Origin of the sequence: Microbispora sp. H10830 (assembly GCF_014161375.1) — a bacterium.
Classification (GTDB): Bacteria; Actinomycetota; Actinomycetes; order Streptosporangiales; family Streptosporangiaceae; genus Microbispora; species Microbispora catharanthi.
Map to the genome: position 1 here is coordinate 169,044 of NZ_JABBWX010000007.1, position 14,813 is coordinate 183,856.

Genomic DNA, 14,813 nt, shown 5'->3' on the forward strand with positions numbered 1-14,813 from the left:
GCCTCACCGGACCCGGCGGGTGAGCCGCTCGGTGAGCACCGCGAGCGCCCGCGCCGCCTCCGGGGCGATCGCGCAGTCGCTCAGCGCGCCGAGCGCCTGCCCGGCCCGCAGGGCGATGAGGTCCTCGACCTCGCCGAGGGCGCCGGTGTCCACGATGATCTGCCTGAGCTCGGCCGCCCGCCGTTCGTCCAGGCCGGGGGCGCCGTGCCAGGTCCGCAGCCGGTCCCGTTCCGGTCCTCGCGCCCGCGCGTACGCGTACGCCATGAGCACGGTCCGCTTTCCCTCACGCAGGTCGTCGAGGACCGGCTTGCCGGTGACGGCGGGGTCGCCGAAGACGCCGAGGACGTCGTCGCGCAGCTGGAACGCCTCTCCCAGCGGCAGGCCGAACCGGGAGTACGCCTCCAGCAGGGCGGGCGGGGCCCCGGCGAGCGCCGCGCCGATCTGCAGCGGGCGCTCCACGGTGTATCGGGCCGTCTTGTAGCGGATCACCGTCAGGGCCTGTTCGACGTCCGCGTCCGCGCGAGCGTGCGCCAGGATGTCGAGGTACTGCCCGGTGACGACCTCCGTGCGCATCCGGTTGAACAGCTCGCGCGCCGCCCGCCCCCGCACGTCGCCGGCGACGGCGTCCGCGAGCAGCTCGTCCGCCCACGCCTGCGCGAGCACTCCGAGCAGGATCGCGGCGGACTGGCCGAAGGTCTCCGCGCCCGTCCACCGCGGGGCCCCGGCGAGCCCCCTGTGGATGGTCGGGCGCCCGCGGCGTAGCTCGCTGCCGTCCATGACGTCGTCGTGGATCAGCAGACCGGCGTGGTAGAGCTCCAGCGCCGCGCCGGTGATGACGGCCCGGTCCTCGTGCGGCTCCTCGCCGCCCGCGCCCCGCCAGCCCCAGTAGCACAGCAGCGGCCGGATGCGCTTGCCGCCCTCGACGACGAACTCGCGCAGCAGCCGGTAGCCCTCGGCGACGTCCGGATCGCCGACCGGGGGACGCCGGGCGTCGAGGAAGCCGGCCAGCAGCTCGTCGACCCGTCCCCGGACGGCGCTCGTGACGGCGGCGATGCCGCCGGTGTCACCGACACCGGTGATTCCCTTGATGGACGTGTCCACGGTGTCCGCGGTCATGCTCGGCCTCCTCGCTCGGCGAGCCGGTATCCCTTGCGGAAAGTTACTTAATGAACACGCAAAGTAGAACCGGCCGTTCCGATAGTCGGAACTTCTCGCCGAGCCGCACGCGGAGCGCCCAGCTCAGTCGGCTCTGCCGAACTGCGCCGCTCAGTCGGCTCTGCCGAACCGTGCTGCTCAGTCGGCTCTGCCGAACCCTGCTGCTTAGTCGGCTCTGCCGAACTGTGCGATCGCGGTCGCGAGCAGGGCGAGCCCGAGGACCGCGAGGACGGCCACCTCGACGGGGATGGGCACGTGCCATCCGCCCCACGTCAGCCCCGGCGCGAGCCGTTCCCGTACGGCGGGCGCCAGGTTCAGATGCGCGAAGACCAGCCGCCTGATGGGATCCACGGCGTACGAGAGCGGGTCGATCCGGTTGAGCGCGGTCAGCCACGCGGGCAGGTTCGAGGCGGGGAACATCGCGCCCGACATGAAGTACAGCGGCATGATCAGCAGCTGGTTGAGCGCCATGAACGACTGCATCTGCCTGACCCGCACGGACATCGCGACCCCGAAGGCCGTGATGGTGAAGGCCAGCAGCACCTGGATGCCGAACACGCCGAGCATCAGGCCCGGCGCGTACGGCACGCCCACGGGGCCCGCGATGCAGATGACGACGAGGCCCTGGAAGGCCGCGACGGTGGCCCCGCCCAGGCATTTTCCGAGGACGATGGCCCCGCGGGACACCGGCGCGACCAGCATCTCGCGCAGGAAGCCGAACTCCCGGTCCCAGACGATCGAGGCGGCCGAGGACATGGCGGTGAACAGGACGGCCATGGCGAGGATGCCCGGGTAGAGGAAGGTCCGCAGACCGAGCCCGCCGGTGCCGCCCGAGGTGAGCTGCGACAGGCCGGTGCCGAGGACGAACAGGAACAGGAACGGCTGCACGAGAGAGGTGAGGATGCGCAGCGGGCCGTTGAAGAACCTGATGATCTCGCGCTGCCAGACCACCTTGACGGCGCGCAGCTCGCTCATCGCGCTGCGCCCGGGCACCCGGACCGCCGTGACGGGCGCCGTCATCGCCGGCCTCCTCGCGCCGCGGCGAGCGCGGCCGGGCCGCGTGCGCCGCCGGTCGACTCCGCGTCGCGGATCGACCGGCCGGTGTAGGACATGAACACGTCGTCGAGGCTGGGCCGGGCCACGCTGACGGACCGGATCGGCAACCCCGACCGGGAGAACAGCTCCGGTAAGAACCGCTCCCCCTCGTCCACATGGAAGACGACCACGTCCCCGGACGCGACGGCCCGGATGCCGAACCGCTCGTCCAGCGCGGCGACGGCCGCCGCGCCGTCGTCGGTCTGGATCTGGACGCGGTCCTTCCCGACACCGGCCTTCAGCGCGGCGGGGGTGTCGAGCGCGATGATCCGGCCGCCGTCCATGATGGCGATGCGGTCGCAGTGCTCGGCCTCGTCCATGTAGTGGGTGGTCAGGAAGACCGTGATGTCCTCGGCATCCTTGAGCTCCCGGATGTAGGACCAGATGGAGCTCCTGGTCTGCGGGTCCAGGCCCACCGTCGGCTCGTCGAGGAACAGCACCCGCGGCGAGTGCAGCAGGCCGCGGGCGATCTCCAGTCTTCGTCTCATGCCGCCCGAGAACGTCGCGACCCTGGCTTCGCGCCTGTCCCACAGCCCCACCATCTCGAGCACTCCGCGCAGCCGTGGACCGACGTCCGCGCGGGGCACGCCGTACAGCTCGGCGTGGAAACGCAGGTTGCGCTCGGCCGTCAGATAGCCGTCCAGCGTCGGGTCCTGGAACACCAGCCCGATCGAGCGCCGCACCCTGTCGCGTTCGCGCACCACGTCGTGTCCGGCCACGCGCGCCTCGCCGGCCGTGGGCGTGGTCAGCGTGCAGAGCATGCTGATCGTCGTGGACTTCCCGGCGCCATTCGGGCCGAGGAAACCGAAGATCTCCCCTCTTCGCACGGTCAGGTCGATGCCGCGTACGGCCTCGACGTCGCCGTAGTGCTTGGCCAGGCCGGTGGTTTCCACCGCCGGATGCGTCATCCCGCCTCCCCATTCATTACACTTGGTGTAACGGTACACCAGGTGTAACCAAGGAGGCCGATACGCTGTGCCCATGAGTGCGGGCGGACTGCGGGAGCTGAAGAAGAACCGGACCCGGCAGCTCATCGCCGACACCGCGAACGCGCTCTTCCGGGCCCGGGGGTTCGACGAGGTCACCGTCGACGAGATCGCGGCGGCCGCGCAGGTGTCGAAGAAGACGGTGTTCAACCACTTCCCGACCAAGGAGGACCTGGTCTTCTACCGGGCCGAGGACCGGGAGGCCATGTCGCTGGCGGCGGTCACCGACCGCCCGGCCGGGGTCTCCATCCTCGACTCCTTCCGCGCGCTGTGCCTGGCGCAGACCAGGTTCGTCCCGGGCATGCGGCGCGACCTCGTCCATCCGCGCAGCTTCTTCGAGCTCGTCAGCGGCAACCCCTCGTTGCAGCGGAAGATGCACGAGGTCAACGAGCGGATCACCCGGGTGCTCGCCGACGCGCTCGCGGCCGAGGCGGGCGCCGAGCCCGGCGATCCGCTGCCCCGCATCGTCGCCTCGACGCTGGTCGGCGCGCAGCGGGCGCTCTACCGGCGGCTGCGGCAGCGGGTCCGGGAGGGCGGGCCCGACGAGGACATCGAGCGCGCCCACCGCGCGGACGTCGAACGGGTCTTCGACCTGCTCGGCAAGGGCCTGGGCGGCTATCCGCCGGCCTGACTCTATTCGGCCACCGCGACCCTGGCCTCCTGGCCGTCCACGGCCTCGGCGCGCTCGCGCCGCCAGGGGCCGTGGAACAGGAAGACGGCGGGCGCGAACAGCGCCAGGCACACCAGGGAGACCACCAGCCAGGTCTGCCAGCTCGTGGCCTCGACCACGTGCGGGATGACCAGCAGGCCGACCACGGCGATCGCCTTGGTGAGGAAGCCGAACAGCCCCCATGCCGTGCCCTGCAGCCGGGGGTCGACGTCCTCTGCGTCCTCGGAGTAGTTCGCCATCCACGGCCCGTACGCGACGCCGAGCGAGCCGCCGAGCAGCGCGCCGACGATCATGAGCATGCCGCTGGAGACGTCCTGGCCGCCGAGGAGCGAGGCCAGGTAGGCGGTGACGAGCACGGCCGCCACGGTGCCGCCCAGCGTGAACGGCTTGCGCAGCTGGGTGCGGTCCGAGAGGCGCCCGGAGACGATCAGGGTGATCAGGTTGAGGCTCCAGAAGCAGGCCATGATCGTGGACGCCTCGGCGGCGGTGATGCCGAGCGCGCCGACCAGCATGGTCTGGCCGAACAGCGTGAGCGTGATGTAGAGCACCAGCCACAGCGAGATGCCCACCACGTGGGCCCAGATGTTGCGCCGGACGAACAGCGAGGTGGCCCTGGCCGGCCTGGTCAGGTCGACGACGTCGCTGGCCTGGCGCTCGGTGTGCTGGATCTGCGCGCGCAGCTCGGGCGACAGGTCGGCGATGTTGAAGGCGATGACGATCGAGATGACCAGCGAGAAGCAGCCCATGATGACGAACTGCGACCGCCAGGAGTCATGGAAGATCGGCAGCGTCCAGCCCGCGACGGCGGCGGCGAGGAAGTTGGCCCCCACCGGACCCCAGGTCCAGAAGCCGAACGCCTGAGCCCGGCCCAGGCGCGGTGAGAAGTCGCGGACCAGCGGCGCCGTGCTCGCCATCGCCACCCCGTCGACGAAGGCGAGCACGATCCTCGCGATCAGCAGGTCCCTCGGGCTGTGGACGAGCGTCATGGCGAAGCAGCACACGGCGGTCAGCAGCATCAGCGGGACCAGCAGGCGCACCCTGCCGATCCGGTCGGTGAGCCTGCCGCCGAGCGCCGACGCGATCGCCCCCGCGACCGCCGCCGCCCCGGACACCGCGCCGTACGTCGCGAGGGACATGTCGAGGTCCTTGAGGAGCAGCGGGACCACGGGGGCGATCTGCGCCTCATAGGAGCCGATGAGGACGGCCAGCACGGCCATCGTGAGGATCTTCATGCGACGGGCACCGGTGGGGTACTCGTCGAGCTCGCGTACGTAGGACAGGCCCATTGACACGCCTTTCTCGTCAGCCCCCGTCCCAGCGATGAGTTCTAGAAGCCAGCTCTAGAATTCATTTCCACGAATGCTCCGCCTCCTCACGGCTGGAGTCAAGGGTTGTGAGCATGGTGTTTCCTGGGAATCGGATGACTAGAATGAGATTCTAGGATTTCGATCGAAGGAGGACGGGTGGACATCGCCGAGGAACTGGCCGGGCTGGACGTGGCCTTCGACCACACCGCCGTCGCCGCGCCGCGCATCAGGGACCTGCTGCCGATCTACCGGGACCTGCTGGGAGGCGACTACCTCGGCGGGGGCGACAACATGGTGAACGGCTACCGGACGCTCCAGCTCAGGTACGCCAACGGGAGCAAGATCGAGCTGATGGAGCCGCTGGCCGGATCCTCGTTCTTCGACAGCTTCTTCGACCTCACCCGCGGCAGAGGCGGGGTCCACCACCTCAACTTCCACGTCACCGACATCGAGGCCGCCGTGACGGCGCTGCGCGAGCGCGGCTACCGGCTGTTCGGCCTCAACCTCGCCGAACCCCGCTGGCGCGAGGTCTTCCTCCACCCGAAGGAGGCGCACGGCGTCCTGGTCCAGCTCGCCCAGCCGGGGCCGCGCACCCCCGAGCCGGTGCCGTCACTCGATGACCTGCTGGCCGGTCGCGGCCGGCGCGGCAACGGCGTCCCGAGTCCCTGACAACGGACCCTCGCCAACTCTAGATTGGAGTTCTAGAATCTGGCTCTAAGACTTCCTCGGCCTTCGTAGGAGAACGATGACCGCATCGCACAAGCCCGTCCCGAAGCCGACACCGGAGACCCAGCCGTTCTGGGACGGCGCGGCGGAGGGACGGCTGCGCATCCAGCGCTGCGACGCCTGCTCGCGGCACTACTTCTATCCACGGCCCGCCTGCCCGCACTGCGGCTCCGACGACGTCACCTGGGTGACGGCCGGCGGCAGGGCCACCCTCTACTCGTACGTGATCAGCCATCGCCCGGCGCCCGGGTTCGAGCAGGACGGGCCGTACGCGATCGCGGTCGTGGAGCTGGAGGAGGGCGTGCGGATGATGACGAACATCGTCGGCGTCGAGATCACACCGGAGAACCTGCCCCTGGACATGGAGCTGCGCGTGGTGTTCGAACAGCGCGGCGACGTGCACGTGCCCCTCTTCGAGCCCGCTGGGGGTCCCGTCCGATGAACATCGTCATCGCGGGCGCGGCCGAGACCGACGAGCTCGGCAAGCTGCCCCACATGTCCACCGCGCAGCTCCACCTCCAGGCCGCGCGCAACGCTCTCGCCGACGCCGGGATGACCAAGGACGACATCGACGGCGTCGCCACCGTCGGCATGCCCGGCCCGATCCAGATCGCCCACGCGCTCGGGATCGCTCCGGCCTGGCTCGACGGCACCGGGGTGGGCGGCTCGTCCTTCCTCTTCCACGTACGGCACGCCGCCGCGGCCATCCGGGCCGGGCTGTGCACGACCGTGCTCATCACGCACGGCGAGTCCGGGCGGTCGCGGGTCGGCGCGCCCCGGCCGGCCCTCGGCCCCGACTCGCTGATCGGCCAGTTCGAACTGCCGTACGGCGTGCTCGGCCCGCCCACCATGTTCACGCTGACGGCGCTGCGCTACATGAAGGAGACCGGGCTCACGCACGAGCAGCTCGCGGAGGTCGCGGTCGCGCAGCGCCGGTGGGCGCACCGCAATCCCCGGGCCATGTTCCAGGACCTGATCACCGTCGAGGACGTGCTCGCCTCCCGGATGGTCGCCTACCCCTTCCACCTGCTCGAGTGCTGCCTCGTCACCGACGGCGGCGGGGCGCTGATCGTGACGACCGAGGAGCGCGCCCGCAGGTCGCCGGTCCATCTGCTCGGCTCCGGCGAGTCCGCCGAGTCGCCGATCATCTCCCAGATGGAGGACTTCACCACCTCCGCGGCCTTCCGCCGCTCCGGTGAGGCCGCCTTCGCCGAGGCGGGCATCTCCCACGACGACGTGGACCACCTCATGATCTACGACGCCTTCGCGCACGTGCCCATCTACGGGCTGGAGGACCTCGGCTTCGTCAAGCGCGGCGAGGCCGGGCCGTTCATCGCCGAGGGCCACACCTCCCCCGGCGGCCGCCTGCCGCTCAACACCAACGGCGGCGGCCTCTCCTACACCCACACGGGCATGTACGGAATGTTCGCCATCCAGGAATCCGTACGGCAACTGCGCGGCGAGGCCGCCGCGCAGGTGCCCGGCGTCGAGGTCGGCGTGGTCCTCGGCAACGGCGGGATGTTCGCCTCCGCCGCCACGCTCGTCCTGTCCAACCACCGCCCCTGACCCGCCCGCGCCCCTCCGGCCCGGTCCGCCGGAGGGGGTAGCGGATACGGGGAACGCGGGGTCGGCCGGGTCCCGCCGTCCGGTTGTGCGATCGCCGTCGGAAGAGCAGCCGCAGGTCGGCGATATGGACTGAAGTGGCGAGGGTCGAGGGTCGCACACACACGCGATGTCCCTCTGCCGGAGCGGCGAGAGGCTGACCGGTGCTCAGCCCCGGGTCACCCGGCCCATACCAGCACTTCCGCAACACAGACCGTAGGCTTGGCTCGTCGAGTGGACGGTGGCGAGGAGACGCTGGATGACAGCTCTGCCGGATGACAGTTGGCTTCTCAGCATCCGTCCTCAGCCTGCACGCGTCACCGCGGAGGAATACGACGCGCTTCCCGAGGAGATCGCGAAAGCCATCGAGATCGTCGACGGCTACGTGGTCTACTGCGCGGCTCCCACGCCTGATCACCAGACCGCCGGCAGGAGACTGGCCAACCTGCTGGAGCGGCATGCCCGTGCCGCGATGAGCAAGGGGCATGAGTGCCTCACGGTGAACAACGACGTGGATCTACGTCTGAGGGATCCGCCGTTGCTCAACCGCAGGCCCGATGTCGCGCTCTACCGCTGCCTGGACCGCGAGCAGGGTGAGCGCCTTCGTGCCGAGCACGCGCTGCTCGTCGTGGAGATCGTGTCTCCGGGATCGGAGACCCAGGACACGACCGACAAGCTCGGGGAGTATGCCAAGGCCGGCATCCCGGACTACTGGATCGTCCGGCTCGACCGCACCGGCATGTCGGCCATCGAACGCTATCGGCTGGACCGAGCGGCGATGCTTTACAAGCACATCGGCACTCTCATGAAGGACGAGCCCGGAGAGGCTCCCGTCGTAAACAGCCCGATCTCCATCACCATCGACTGGACGGACCTGGAGTTCTGAGCACAACTCAGTGATCCCGTTCCCGACGATCGAGTCCACAACGCTGGCACCGAGGCCGGCGCCGTTCCGGTCAGATCGCCGACGTGTAGGTGACGAAGGTGCGCTGCTTCGTGAACGCGAGCCCGTTGAAACAGATCACCTTGTTGACGTAGGCGTTCACGGAACTGACCGACCAGAGGCCTCCGAGCTGGCAGTATTCGGGGCCGGGACCAAAAGCCGTTACCTGGACGTCGTCGGGGAGCACCCCCACGCCGGGGAATGTCACGGAACGGAACGGAAGGGCATCCTGCACCGTATTCGGCATGATGACGGGGTTGTAGCTCCAGGCGGACGACGGCGGGTAAGGCCCGGGCGTGGTCGGGGACTCGTCCATCGTGTACGCGAAGTACTTCGGCGGCTTCGCTCCCCCGGTGATGGCCCGCTGCCGGGTGTAGCTCAGGGTCCAGCCGGTCTTGAGAGGCTTGCTGGTGGCGTCGAAGCAGCGCACCTCGACCACCTGCCCGGCAGCGCTCGGAGTCCAGTTGCCGACCTTGCACCGCGCGGGCTGCGCCGGGTCGACGGCCGTCACCTGGAGATTCCCGGTCGGTGTCGTGGGCAGCCCAGGCAGGGTGACCGTCCAGACCCCCACGGGCCCCGCGGCGACGCTGTTCACTCCCGCGGTCGAGTTGTACGAGGAGACCACCGTCGCGCCGTCGTAGTAGAGGTGGGCGACGGCCTCCGGCGGGGGGAGAGTGCCGCTGCTCTGCTCGTAGACGATGGTGAACGGCACGATCACCGGGGCGCCGCCGTACTTGTAACACCGCACCTGCACCAACAGCCCCGGACCGCCGGGACCCCACTTGGCCACCTGGCACCACTCGGGGTTGGGCGAGACGGCCGTGACGTGCACCACTCCGTCCATGAGCGTGATCGTGGGGAACGCGACATCGACCCGGGGCGGAATCAGGACGCTCGTGATGACGCCCGAAGGCGAGAGGCCCTGATGGGCGGCCGGTGGAGGCCCCGCGAGCGCGTCGACGTAGGCGAACCCCCACATGTTCGGAACGGCCGCCCGAGCGCCCGTGGCCGCCGGGACGAGCCCCGCCGTCACCATGAGAGCGATGAAGAGCCGAAGGATGAACTTCCGGGTCCGGTGCATTTCCTCATCCATCCGCCGTCAATGTGGAAGCGTGCCGATCGTCAATACTCGATCGGCGTGAAGGTCACGGCACAGGGGACGCCGTTCAGCGTGAAGCCGGTGGGGTGCTCGTCGGCCCCGTTGGCGTTGAAACCGACCGTGAAACTCGCGCCGGGATCGATACTCTTCTGCCACGTCGGATTGGCGGCCTGGACGCTCGGCGGGGTCGCGGAGAACGTCGCGTTCCAGCCGGTGGCGAGGGTCTGGCTGCCGGGGAAGACGAACTGCAGGATCCAGGGGCTGAAGGCCCGGGTCCCGGTGTTTGCGATCGTCACGTTGGCGTAGAAACCGGTCGACCATCCCAGGCTGGCGTAGGTCACGGCACAGGCGTACCCGGCCGGCGCGTCGGCGGGCGCCGCCGCCTGGGCGGGAGTCGCGAACAGCGCGGCCAGGAGAATCCCGGCCATACCGATCCCCGATGAAGCCTGCGGAAAACGCATGGATCCTCCTACGGAGCGGCGTTCGATGAAACCGATTTCAACGTGATCGTGAGCCACCCGGCATGTGCTGTCAAACAATTCTCGGCGCATATTTCGCGATTACTCGTCCCTGTCGCGCCCACGTTCGCCACTTCATGCGAGCCGAGCTGGGAGTTTCACCCTCGGCCACATACCGATTACTTTATCGAGGTCGGCGGAGCGGCCCTGATCGGCGTCGCGAATTACGCTTTTCAGACGCGCCAGATTATGCCCGAATATGTTCGTCGTCCGTCCCTGCGCGGCGACGGGCGCGGCTCGCGCTGCCGTCGGCCGGCCTGAAGGTCTCCAGACGGACGCGGATGTCGTCGCCGCGCGCGGCCAGACGACCAGGGCGAGCACGCCTGCGGCGGTCAGGAGGAGGAGGACGACGCCCGCGGCGATCCACATCCCGCGCACCCGGCTCCCCTGCCTCCGGCTCCCGGGCACCCGGCCGCGACCGACCGGCACGTCTCCGGCACCGTCTTCGATGTCGGCTTCTGCGCCGGCTGCCGAGAGCTGTTGACGCGCTTGTGAAGCGCGCCGGGGGACCGGCGCGCTTCACGGGTGCGCACAGGCGGCAGGGCCAGCGGCAGGCTCAGCGGCCGGCTCGGTCGCGCCAGGTGATGAGGGCGTCGAGCGCCTCCACATGGGAGCCGCGGACGAGCAGGGGGTTGATCTCCAGCGACTCCAGGTCGTCGCCGAGGCTCTCGGCGAAGGCGGCGACGCGGGCCACGACCTCGGCGACGGCGTCGAGGTCGGCGGGCTCGGTGCCGCGTGCGCCCCGCAGCAGCGCGGTGCCGCGCAGCTCGTCCAGCGCCCGCCGCACCTCGGCCGCGTCCACCGGCAGGACGCGCAGCGCCGTGTCGCGCAGCGCCTCCACCCAGATCCCGCCCAGGCCGACGGCCAGGGTGAGCCCCCACGCCGGGTCCCGTACGACGCCGGCCAGCAGCTCCACGCCGCCGCCGCGCTGCGGCTGGACGAGCGCGCCCACCCGGCCGGCGCCGGGCACCGCCGCGGCGGCGGCCACGACCTCGCGGTAGGCCCGCTCGACGTCCCGCGCGTCGGACAGGCCCAGCCGGACCCCGCCGATGTCACTCTTGTGCCCCAGCCCTTCGGCGGCGGCCTTGAGGACGACCGGGTAGCCGAACCCGACCGCCGCCGCCACCGCCGACTCCTCGTCGTACACCAGCTCGCCGGGCACGACCGGGATCCCGGCGGACGACAGCAGGGCGGCGGCGCGGTGCTCGGCCCACATGCCGGTCCCCGCCTCGACCGCCGGGGCGCTGACCGCCGCCCCGGCCGGGACGGCTCCGTTCGCCGCCTCGACGGCCGCGCGATACGCCCGGGACCACCGGACCGCGGCGCCGATGGCGTGCATGCCGTGCTCGATGCCACCCGCGACGTACGGGAACCCGGCCTCCCGCTGGACGTCGCGGCCGAACTCGGTGACGTCGGTCAGCACGTTGCTCACGACGACGACCGGCATCGGGGCGTCGGCCATGCGCTTGGCGCTCGCCGAGAACATGGCGTACACGGGCGCGGGGTCGGGCGGGGCGACGCGCGGGAGGTCCGACAGCAACATGACCGCGTCCACGCCGGGGTCGGCGGTGACGGCCTCCAGCGCGCGGCCGAGCAGCGTACGGTCGATGAGCACGTAGCCGGTGACGTCGAGCGGGTTCTGCACGGTCCCGAAGGCGGGCACGATCTCCCGCAGCCGGGCGACGGTCTCCGGGGCGAACGCCGGCAGCTCCAGCCCCTCGTCCTCGGCCCGATCGGCGATGATCTCCGACGCGCCGCCCGACGGCGTGACGACGCCGATCCGCGGGCCCGGCAACGGCCCCACCTCGGCCAGCAGCCCTGCGGTGATGATGAGGTCCTCAAGCGACCGCACCCGCACGACCCCGAGCTGCCGGAACGCCGCGTCGATCACGTTGTCGTCGCCGACGAGCGCGCCGGTGTGGGCCTGGGCGGTGCGCGAGGCGAGCCGGCTGCGCCCGATCTTGAGCGCGACGATCGGCTTGCCCGCGAGCAGCGCCCGGCGCGCCGCCCGGGAGAAGGCGGCCGGGTCGCGGACCGACTCGAGGAACAGCGCGATGGCCTTGGTCGCCGGGTCGTCCACCAGGTAGTCGATCACGTCGGTGACGGTGACGAGCGACTCGTTGCCCATCGAGGTGAGCAGGCTGATCCCGACGTTGCGGGCCTGCGCGAAGCCGAGCACCGAGCTGGCCAGCGCGCCGCTCTGGAGCACCACGCCGACCGACCCGCGCAGCAGCGGGGACGGGATCGGCAGGCCGTACGGCGTGACGTCCGCGGCGGCGTTGATGAAACCGTTGCCGTTGGGGCCGAGCACGGTGAGGGCGTTCTCGCGGGCGAAGTCGACGATCTCCGCCTCCAGGGCGGCGCCCTCCGGGCCGGTCTCGCCGAAGCCCGCGGTGAGGATCACGTAGTGACGGATGCCGAGCTTGGCCCCCTCGCGCAGCACGGGCAGCACGGCGGTCGTCGGCACCATCACGTACGCGAGGTCGCCCTGGCCGGGGATGTCGGACAGGCTGCGGTGGGCCTGCTCGCCGTGCACCACGCCGCCGCGCGGGTTGACCAGGTGCACGGGTCCGCGGAAGCCGTGCGTACGGAGGTTGGTCAGCGTGCTGATCGACCAGCCGGACTTGTCCGTCGCCCCGACCAGGGCGATCGACCGGGGGTTGAACAGCTCTCCTACCGGCATCCTCACTCCCCGATCGTGCCGAGGCGGGCGTGGCCCCTGAGCAGGTTGCGGGCGATCGTCCGGCGCTGGATCTCGTCGGTGCCCTCGAAGATCCGCAACAGGCGCAGCTCGCGATACCACCGCTCGATGGGCAGTTCCTTGGTGTAGCCCATGCCCCCGTGGATCTGTAGCACGCGGTCGACGACCTGGTTGGCCATGACCGCGCCGTTCAGCTTGGCGATCGAGGAGGCGTGCCGGGCGTCCATGCCCTGCTGCACGCGCCAGGCGGCGTGGAGGGTGAGCCACTTGGCCGCCTCGATCTCCACCTGCGAGTCGGCGATCATCCACTGGATCGCCTGGTATTCGGCGATCGGCTTGCCCATCGACATGCGGATCTTGGCGTAGTCGATCGCCATCTGGAGCATGCGCTCGGCCGAGCCGACCGCCCGCGCGGGGATCATGTAGCGGCCCTGGCCGATCCACTGCATCGCCAGGTCGAAGCCCCTGCCGAGCTCGCCGAGGATGTTCTCCTCCGGCACCCTGACGTCCTCGAACACCAGCGAGGCCGGGCCCCACTGCCCCATCGTCGGGATCGGCTCGGACTTCCAGCCCATGTCGCGGTCGGCCAGGAAGCAGGTGACGCCGCCGTTCGCACCCTTGTCGGGGTCGGTCACGGCGAACACCATCACGAAGTCGGCCTCGTTGCCGCCGGTGATGAAGGTCTTCTCGCCGTTGACGATCCAGTCTCCGCCGTCCTTGACGGCACGCGTACGGATGTTGCGGGCGTCCGAGCCCGCGCCCGGCTCGGTGATGGCGAAGCAGGAACGGCGCTCGCCCTCGATGGTGGGGATCAGGTAGCGCCGCTTCTGCTCCTCGGTGCCGGCGTAGAGGATGTTGTCGGCCGACCCGCCGAAGCTGAACGGAACGAACGTCCGTCCCATCTCCATGGCGATGATCGCGGACATGACCGGGCCCAGGGCGGCTCCGCCGTACTCCTCGGGGGTGTTGATGCCCCAGAAGCCCATCTTCTTCGCCTTGAGCCGCAGGTCGCGGAGGACCTCGGGATCGAGCCCCGGGCCGCCGGTGCGCTCGCTGCGCAGCACCTCGGGTTCCAGCGGCATGATCTCCCGCTCCACGAACGCGCGGATGGTGTCACGGATCTGCAGTTCCTCTGGGCTCAGGGAGAAGTCCATCGACGCGACTCTTTTCTAGAATTGCTCTCTAGGAATCGGCTCCAGCCTGGTTCCCCACCGGAGGGGTGTCAAGAGGTCTGGAATCACTTTCTAGAATTCGACCGGCTACGATGGCGTCGTCCCTGTCGACAAGGAGCCCAGATGGCACGCAAGCCCGGCGGCAGGAGCGGCTCGTGGGAGTGGAGCCGCACCGCCCAGACGCGTAAGAGCATGCTTCAGGCCGCCCGCGAGGTCTTCTCCGAGCACGGCTTCGCCGACGCCAACGTCGCGGACGTCGTCGAGCGCGCGGGCTCCAGCGTGGGCAGCCTCTACCACCACTTCGGCGGCAAGACCGAGCTGTTCCTCGCGCTGTGGGAGGAGCACCAGGCCGCCCATGAGGAGGCCGCCGCGTCCAGCGTCGCCGCGGCGAAGCAGGCGGGCGTGCAGGACCCCGTCGAGCTGTTCATCGCCGGGGCCAGGGCGTTCCTCGAAGGGTCCTGGCAGCGGCGCGACCTGGCGCGGCTGTTCATGGACGGCGACGGCCCGCCGGGGTTCGAGCTGATGCGGCGCACCCGCGGGCGGGAGTGGGTCCGGCAGAACGCCGTCCTGCTCGGCGCGGCGAACACGCCGACCGACCGCCTCACGGTCTCGGTCCTCACCAGCGTGATCGGCGAGGCCGGACGCGAGGTCGCGACGAGCGAGACCGAGGAGGAGGCCGAGGAGGTCGTCGAGGCGGCGATCGCGCTCATCCGCCGCTTCGGCGACCCCCTGGCCACCCACGACGACACCACCGACGCCACCGCCGGCGCCACCACCGACGCCACAGGTGCGGTGGACGACGCCGGGGCCGCGCCGAGCTGATTTCGACGTGCTGATTT

At 70.4% G+C, this 14,813-nt stretch carries 14 protein-coding genes; 6 read left to right on the forward strand and 8 right to left on the reverse strand.

The window, feature by feature from the left end:
* Nucleotides 1-3: 3 nt before the first annotated feature.
* The 3 genes from HHX35_RS19620 to HHX35_RS19630 form a co-directional block, all read right to left on the reverse strand.
* Nucleotides 4-1,116: a polyprenyl synthetase family protein gene (locus tag HHX35_RS19620; protein ID WP_182900208.1), complete on the reverse strand. Its 1,113-nt coding sequence runs from the start codon at nt 1,114-1,116 to the stop codon at nt 4-6.
* Between the two features lie 204 nt (nt 1,117-1,320).
* Complete coding sequence (locus tag HHX35_RS19625) at nt 1,321-2,175, reverse strand: ABC transporter permease (RefSeq protein ID WP_182900209.1); 855 nt, start codon at nt 2,173-2,175, stop codon at nt 1,321-1,323.
* A complete protein-coding gene (locus tag HHX35_RS19630; RefSeq protein WP_182900210.1) occupies nt 2,172-3,158 on the reverse strand; it encodes an ATP-binding cassette domain-containing protein in 987 nt (328 codons plus the stop codon). Before HHX35_RS19630 ends, HHX35_RS19625 begins: the two co-directional genes overlap by 4 nt.
* A 73-nt stretch (nt 3,159-3,231) precedes the next feature.
* Here HHX35_RS19630 and HHX35_RS19635 point away from each other — a divergent pair, with 73 nt between their 5' ends.
* Nucleotides 3,232-3,867: a TetR/AcrR family transcriptional regulator gene (locus HHX35_RS19635; RefSeq protein ID WP_182900211.1), complete on the forward strand. Its 636-nt coding sequence runs from the start codon at nt 3,232-3,234 to the stop codon at nt 3,865-3,867.
* 2 nt (nt 3,868-3,869) lie between these two features.
* Here the strand turns inward: HHX35_RS19635 and HHX35_RS19640 are convergent, their stop codons facing one another.
* Nucleotides 3,870-5,192 (reverse strand): MFS transporter, encoded by a 1,323-nt coding sequence (locus tag HHX35_RS19640; protein ID WP_182900212.1) that lies wholly within the window; start codon nt 5,190-5,192, stop codon nt 3,870-3,872.
* A gap of 177 nt (nt 5,193-5,369) precedes the next feature.
* Here HHX35_RS19640 and HHX35_RS19645 point away from each other — a divergent pair, with 177 nt between their 5' ends.
* From HHX35_RS19645 to HHX35_RS19660, 4 genes are all read left to right on the forward strand, one after another.
* Complete coding sequence (locus tag HHX35_RS19645; protein WP_182900213.1) at nt 5,370-5,882, forward strand: VOC family protein; 513 nt, start codon at nt 5,370-5,372, stop codon at nt 5,880-5,882.
* 76 nt (nt 5,883-5,958) lie between these two features.
* Nucleotides 5,959-6,381 (forward strand): Zn-ribbon domain-containing OB-fold protein, encoded by a 423-nt coding sequence (locus tag HHX35_RS19650; protein WP_182900214.1) that lies wholly within the window; start codon nt 5,959-5,961, stop codon nt 6,379-6,381.
* Entirely contained in the window at nt 6,378-7,505 is a 1,128-nt protein-coding gene (locus tag HHX35_RS19655) for a thiolase C-terminal domain-containing protein (RefSeq protein WP_139576680.1), read from the forward strand. Before HHX35_RS19650 ends, HHX35_RS19655 begins: the two co-directional genes overlap by 4 nt.
* A 295-nt stretch (nt 7,506-7,800) precedes the next feature.
* Nucleotides 7,801-8,427 carry a Uma2 family endonuclease gene (locus HHX35_RS19660; RefSeq protein WP_182900215.1) on the forward strand — a complete coding sequence of 209 codons (627 nt, stop codon included), beginning with the start codon at nt 7,801-7,803 and terminating at the stop codon, nt 8,425-8,427.
* Between the two features lie 70 nt (nt 8,428-8,497).
* Here HHX35_RS19660 and HHX35_RS19665 read toward each other — a convergent pair whose 3' ends face one another.
* From HHX35_RS19665 to HHX35_RS19680, 4 genes are all read right to left on the reverse strand, one after another.
* Nucleotides 8,498-9,565 (reverse strand): hypothetical protein, encoded by a 1,068-nt coding sequence (locus tag HHX35_RS19665; RefSeq protein WP_182900216.1) that lies wholly within the window; start codon nt 9,563-9,565, stop codon nt 8,498-8,500.
* Between the two features lie 41 nt (nt 9,566-9,606).
* Nucleotides 9,607-10,011, reverse strand: a complete 405-nt coding sequence (locus HHX35_RS19670) for a cellulose binding domain-containing protein (RefSeq protein ID WP_182900217.1) — start codon at nt 10,009-10,011, stop codon at nt 9,607-9,609.
* A gap of 646 nt (nt 10,012-10,657) precedes the next feature.
* Nucleotides 10,658-12,784 (reverse strand): acetate--CoA ligase family protein, encoded by a 2,127-nt coding sequence (locus HHX35_RS19675; RefSeq protein ID WP_182900218.1) that lies wholly within the window; start codon nt 12,782-12,784, stop codon nt 10,658-10,660.
* A 2-nt stretch (nt 12,785-12,786) separates the two neighbouring features.
* Nucleotides 12,787-13,956 (reverse strand): acyl-CoA dehydrogenase family protein, encoded by a 1,170-nt coding sequence (locus HHX35_RS19680; RefSeq protein ID WP_182900219.1) that lies wholly within the window; start codon nt 13,954-13,956, stop codon nt 12,787-12,789.
* Between the two features lie 141 nt (nt 13,957-14,097).
* On the opposite strand from HHX35_RS19680, the gene HHX35_RS19685 reads away from it, so the two are divergent.
* On the forward strand, nt 14,098-14,796 hold the full coding sequence (locus HHX35_RS19685) for a TetR/AcrR family transcriptional regulator (RefSeq protein WP_182900220.1): 699 nt from the start codon (nt 14,098-14,100) through the stop codon (nt 14,794-14,796).
* Nucleotides 14,797-14,813: the final 17 nt, after the last annotated feature.

Bases quoted from the DNA above. Each gene is read 5' to 3' on its own strand.
- HHX35_RS19620 (WP_182900208.1), bottom strand. From the start codon at position 1,116: ATGACCGCGGACACCGTGGACACGTCCATCAAGGGAATCACCGGTGTC.
- HHX35_RS19625 (WP_182900209.1), bottom strand. From the start codon at position 2,175: ATGACGGCGCCCGTCACGGCGGTCCGGGTGCCCGGGCGCAGCGCGATG.
- HHX35_RS19630 (WP_182900210.1), bottom strand. From the start codon at position 3,158: ATGACGCATCCGGCGGTGGAAACCACCGGCCTGGCCAAGCACTACGGC.
- HHX35_RS19635 (WP_182900211.1), top strand. From the start codon at position 3,232: ATGAGTGCGGGCGGACTGCGGGAGCTGAAGAAGAACCGGACCCGGCAG.
- HHX35_RS19640 (WP_182900212.1), bottom strand. From the start codon at position 5,192: ATGGGCCTGTCCTACGTACGCGAGCTCGACGAGTACCCCACCGGTGCC.
- HHX35_RS19650 (WP_182900214.1), top strand. From the start codon at position 5,959: ATGACCGCATCGCACAAGCCCGTCCCGAAGCCGACACCGGAGACCCAG.
- HHX35_RS19655 (WP_139576680.1), top strand. From the start codon at position 6,378: ATGAACATCGTCATCGCGGGCGCGGCCGAGACCGACGAGCTCGGCAAG.
- HHX35_RS19660 (WP_182900215.1), top strand. From the start codon at position 7,801: ATGACAGCTCTGCCGGATGACAGTTGGCTTCTCAGCATCCGTCCTCAG.
- HHX35_RS19665 (WP_182900216.1), bottom strand. From the start codon at position 9,565: ATGCACCGGACCCGGAAGTTCATCCTTCGGCTCTTCATCGCTCTCATG.
- HHX35_RS19670 (WP_182900217.1), bottom strand. From the start codon at position 10,011: ATGGCCGGGATTCTCCTGGCCGCGCTGTTCGCGACTCCCGCCCAGGCG.
- HHX35_RS19675 (WP_182900218.1), bottom strand. From the start codon at position 12,784: ATGCCGGTAGGAGAGCTGTTCAACCCCCGGTCGATCGCCCTGGTCGGG.
- HHX35_RS19680 (WP_182900219.1), bottom strand. From the start codon at position 13,956: ATGGACTTCTCCCTGAGCCCAGAGGAACTGCAGATCCGTGACACCATC.
- HHX35_RS19685 (WP_182900220.1), top strand. From the start codon at position 14,098: ATGGCACGCAAGCCCGGCGGCAGGAGCGGCTCGTGGGAGTGGAGCCGC.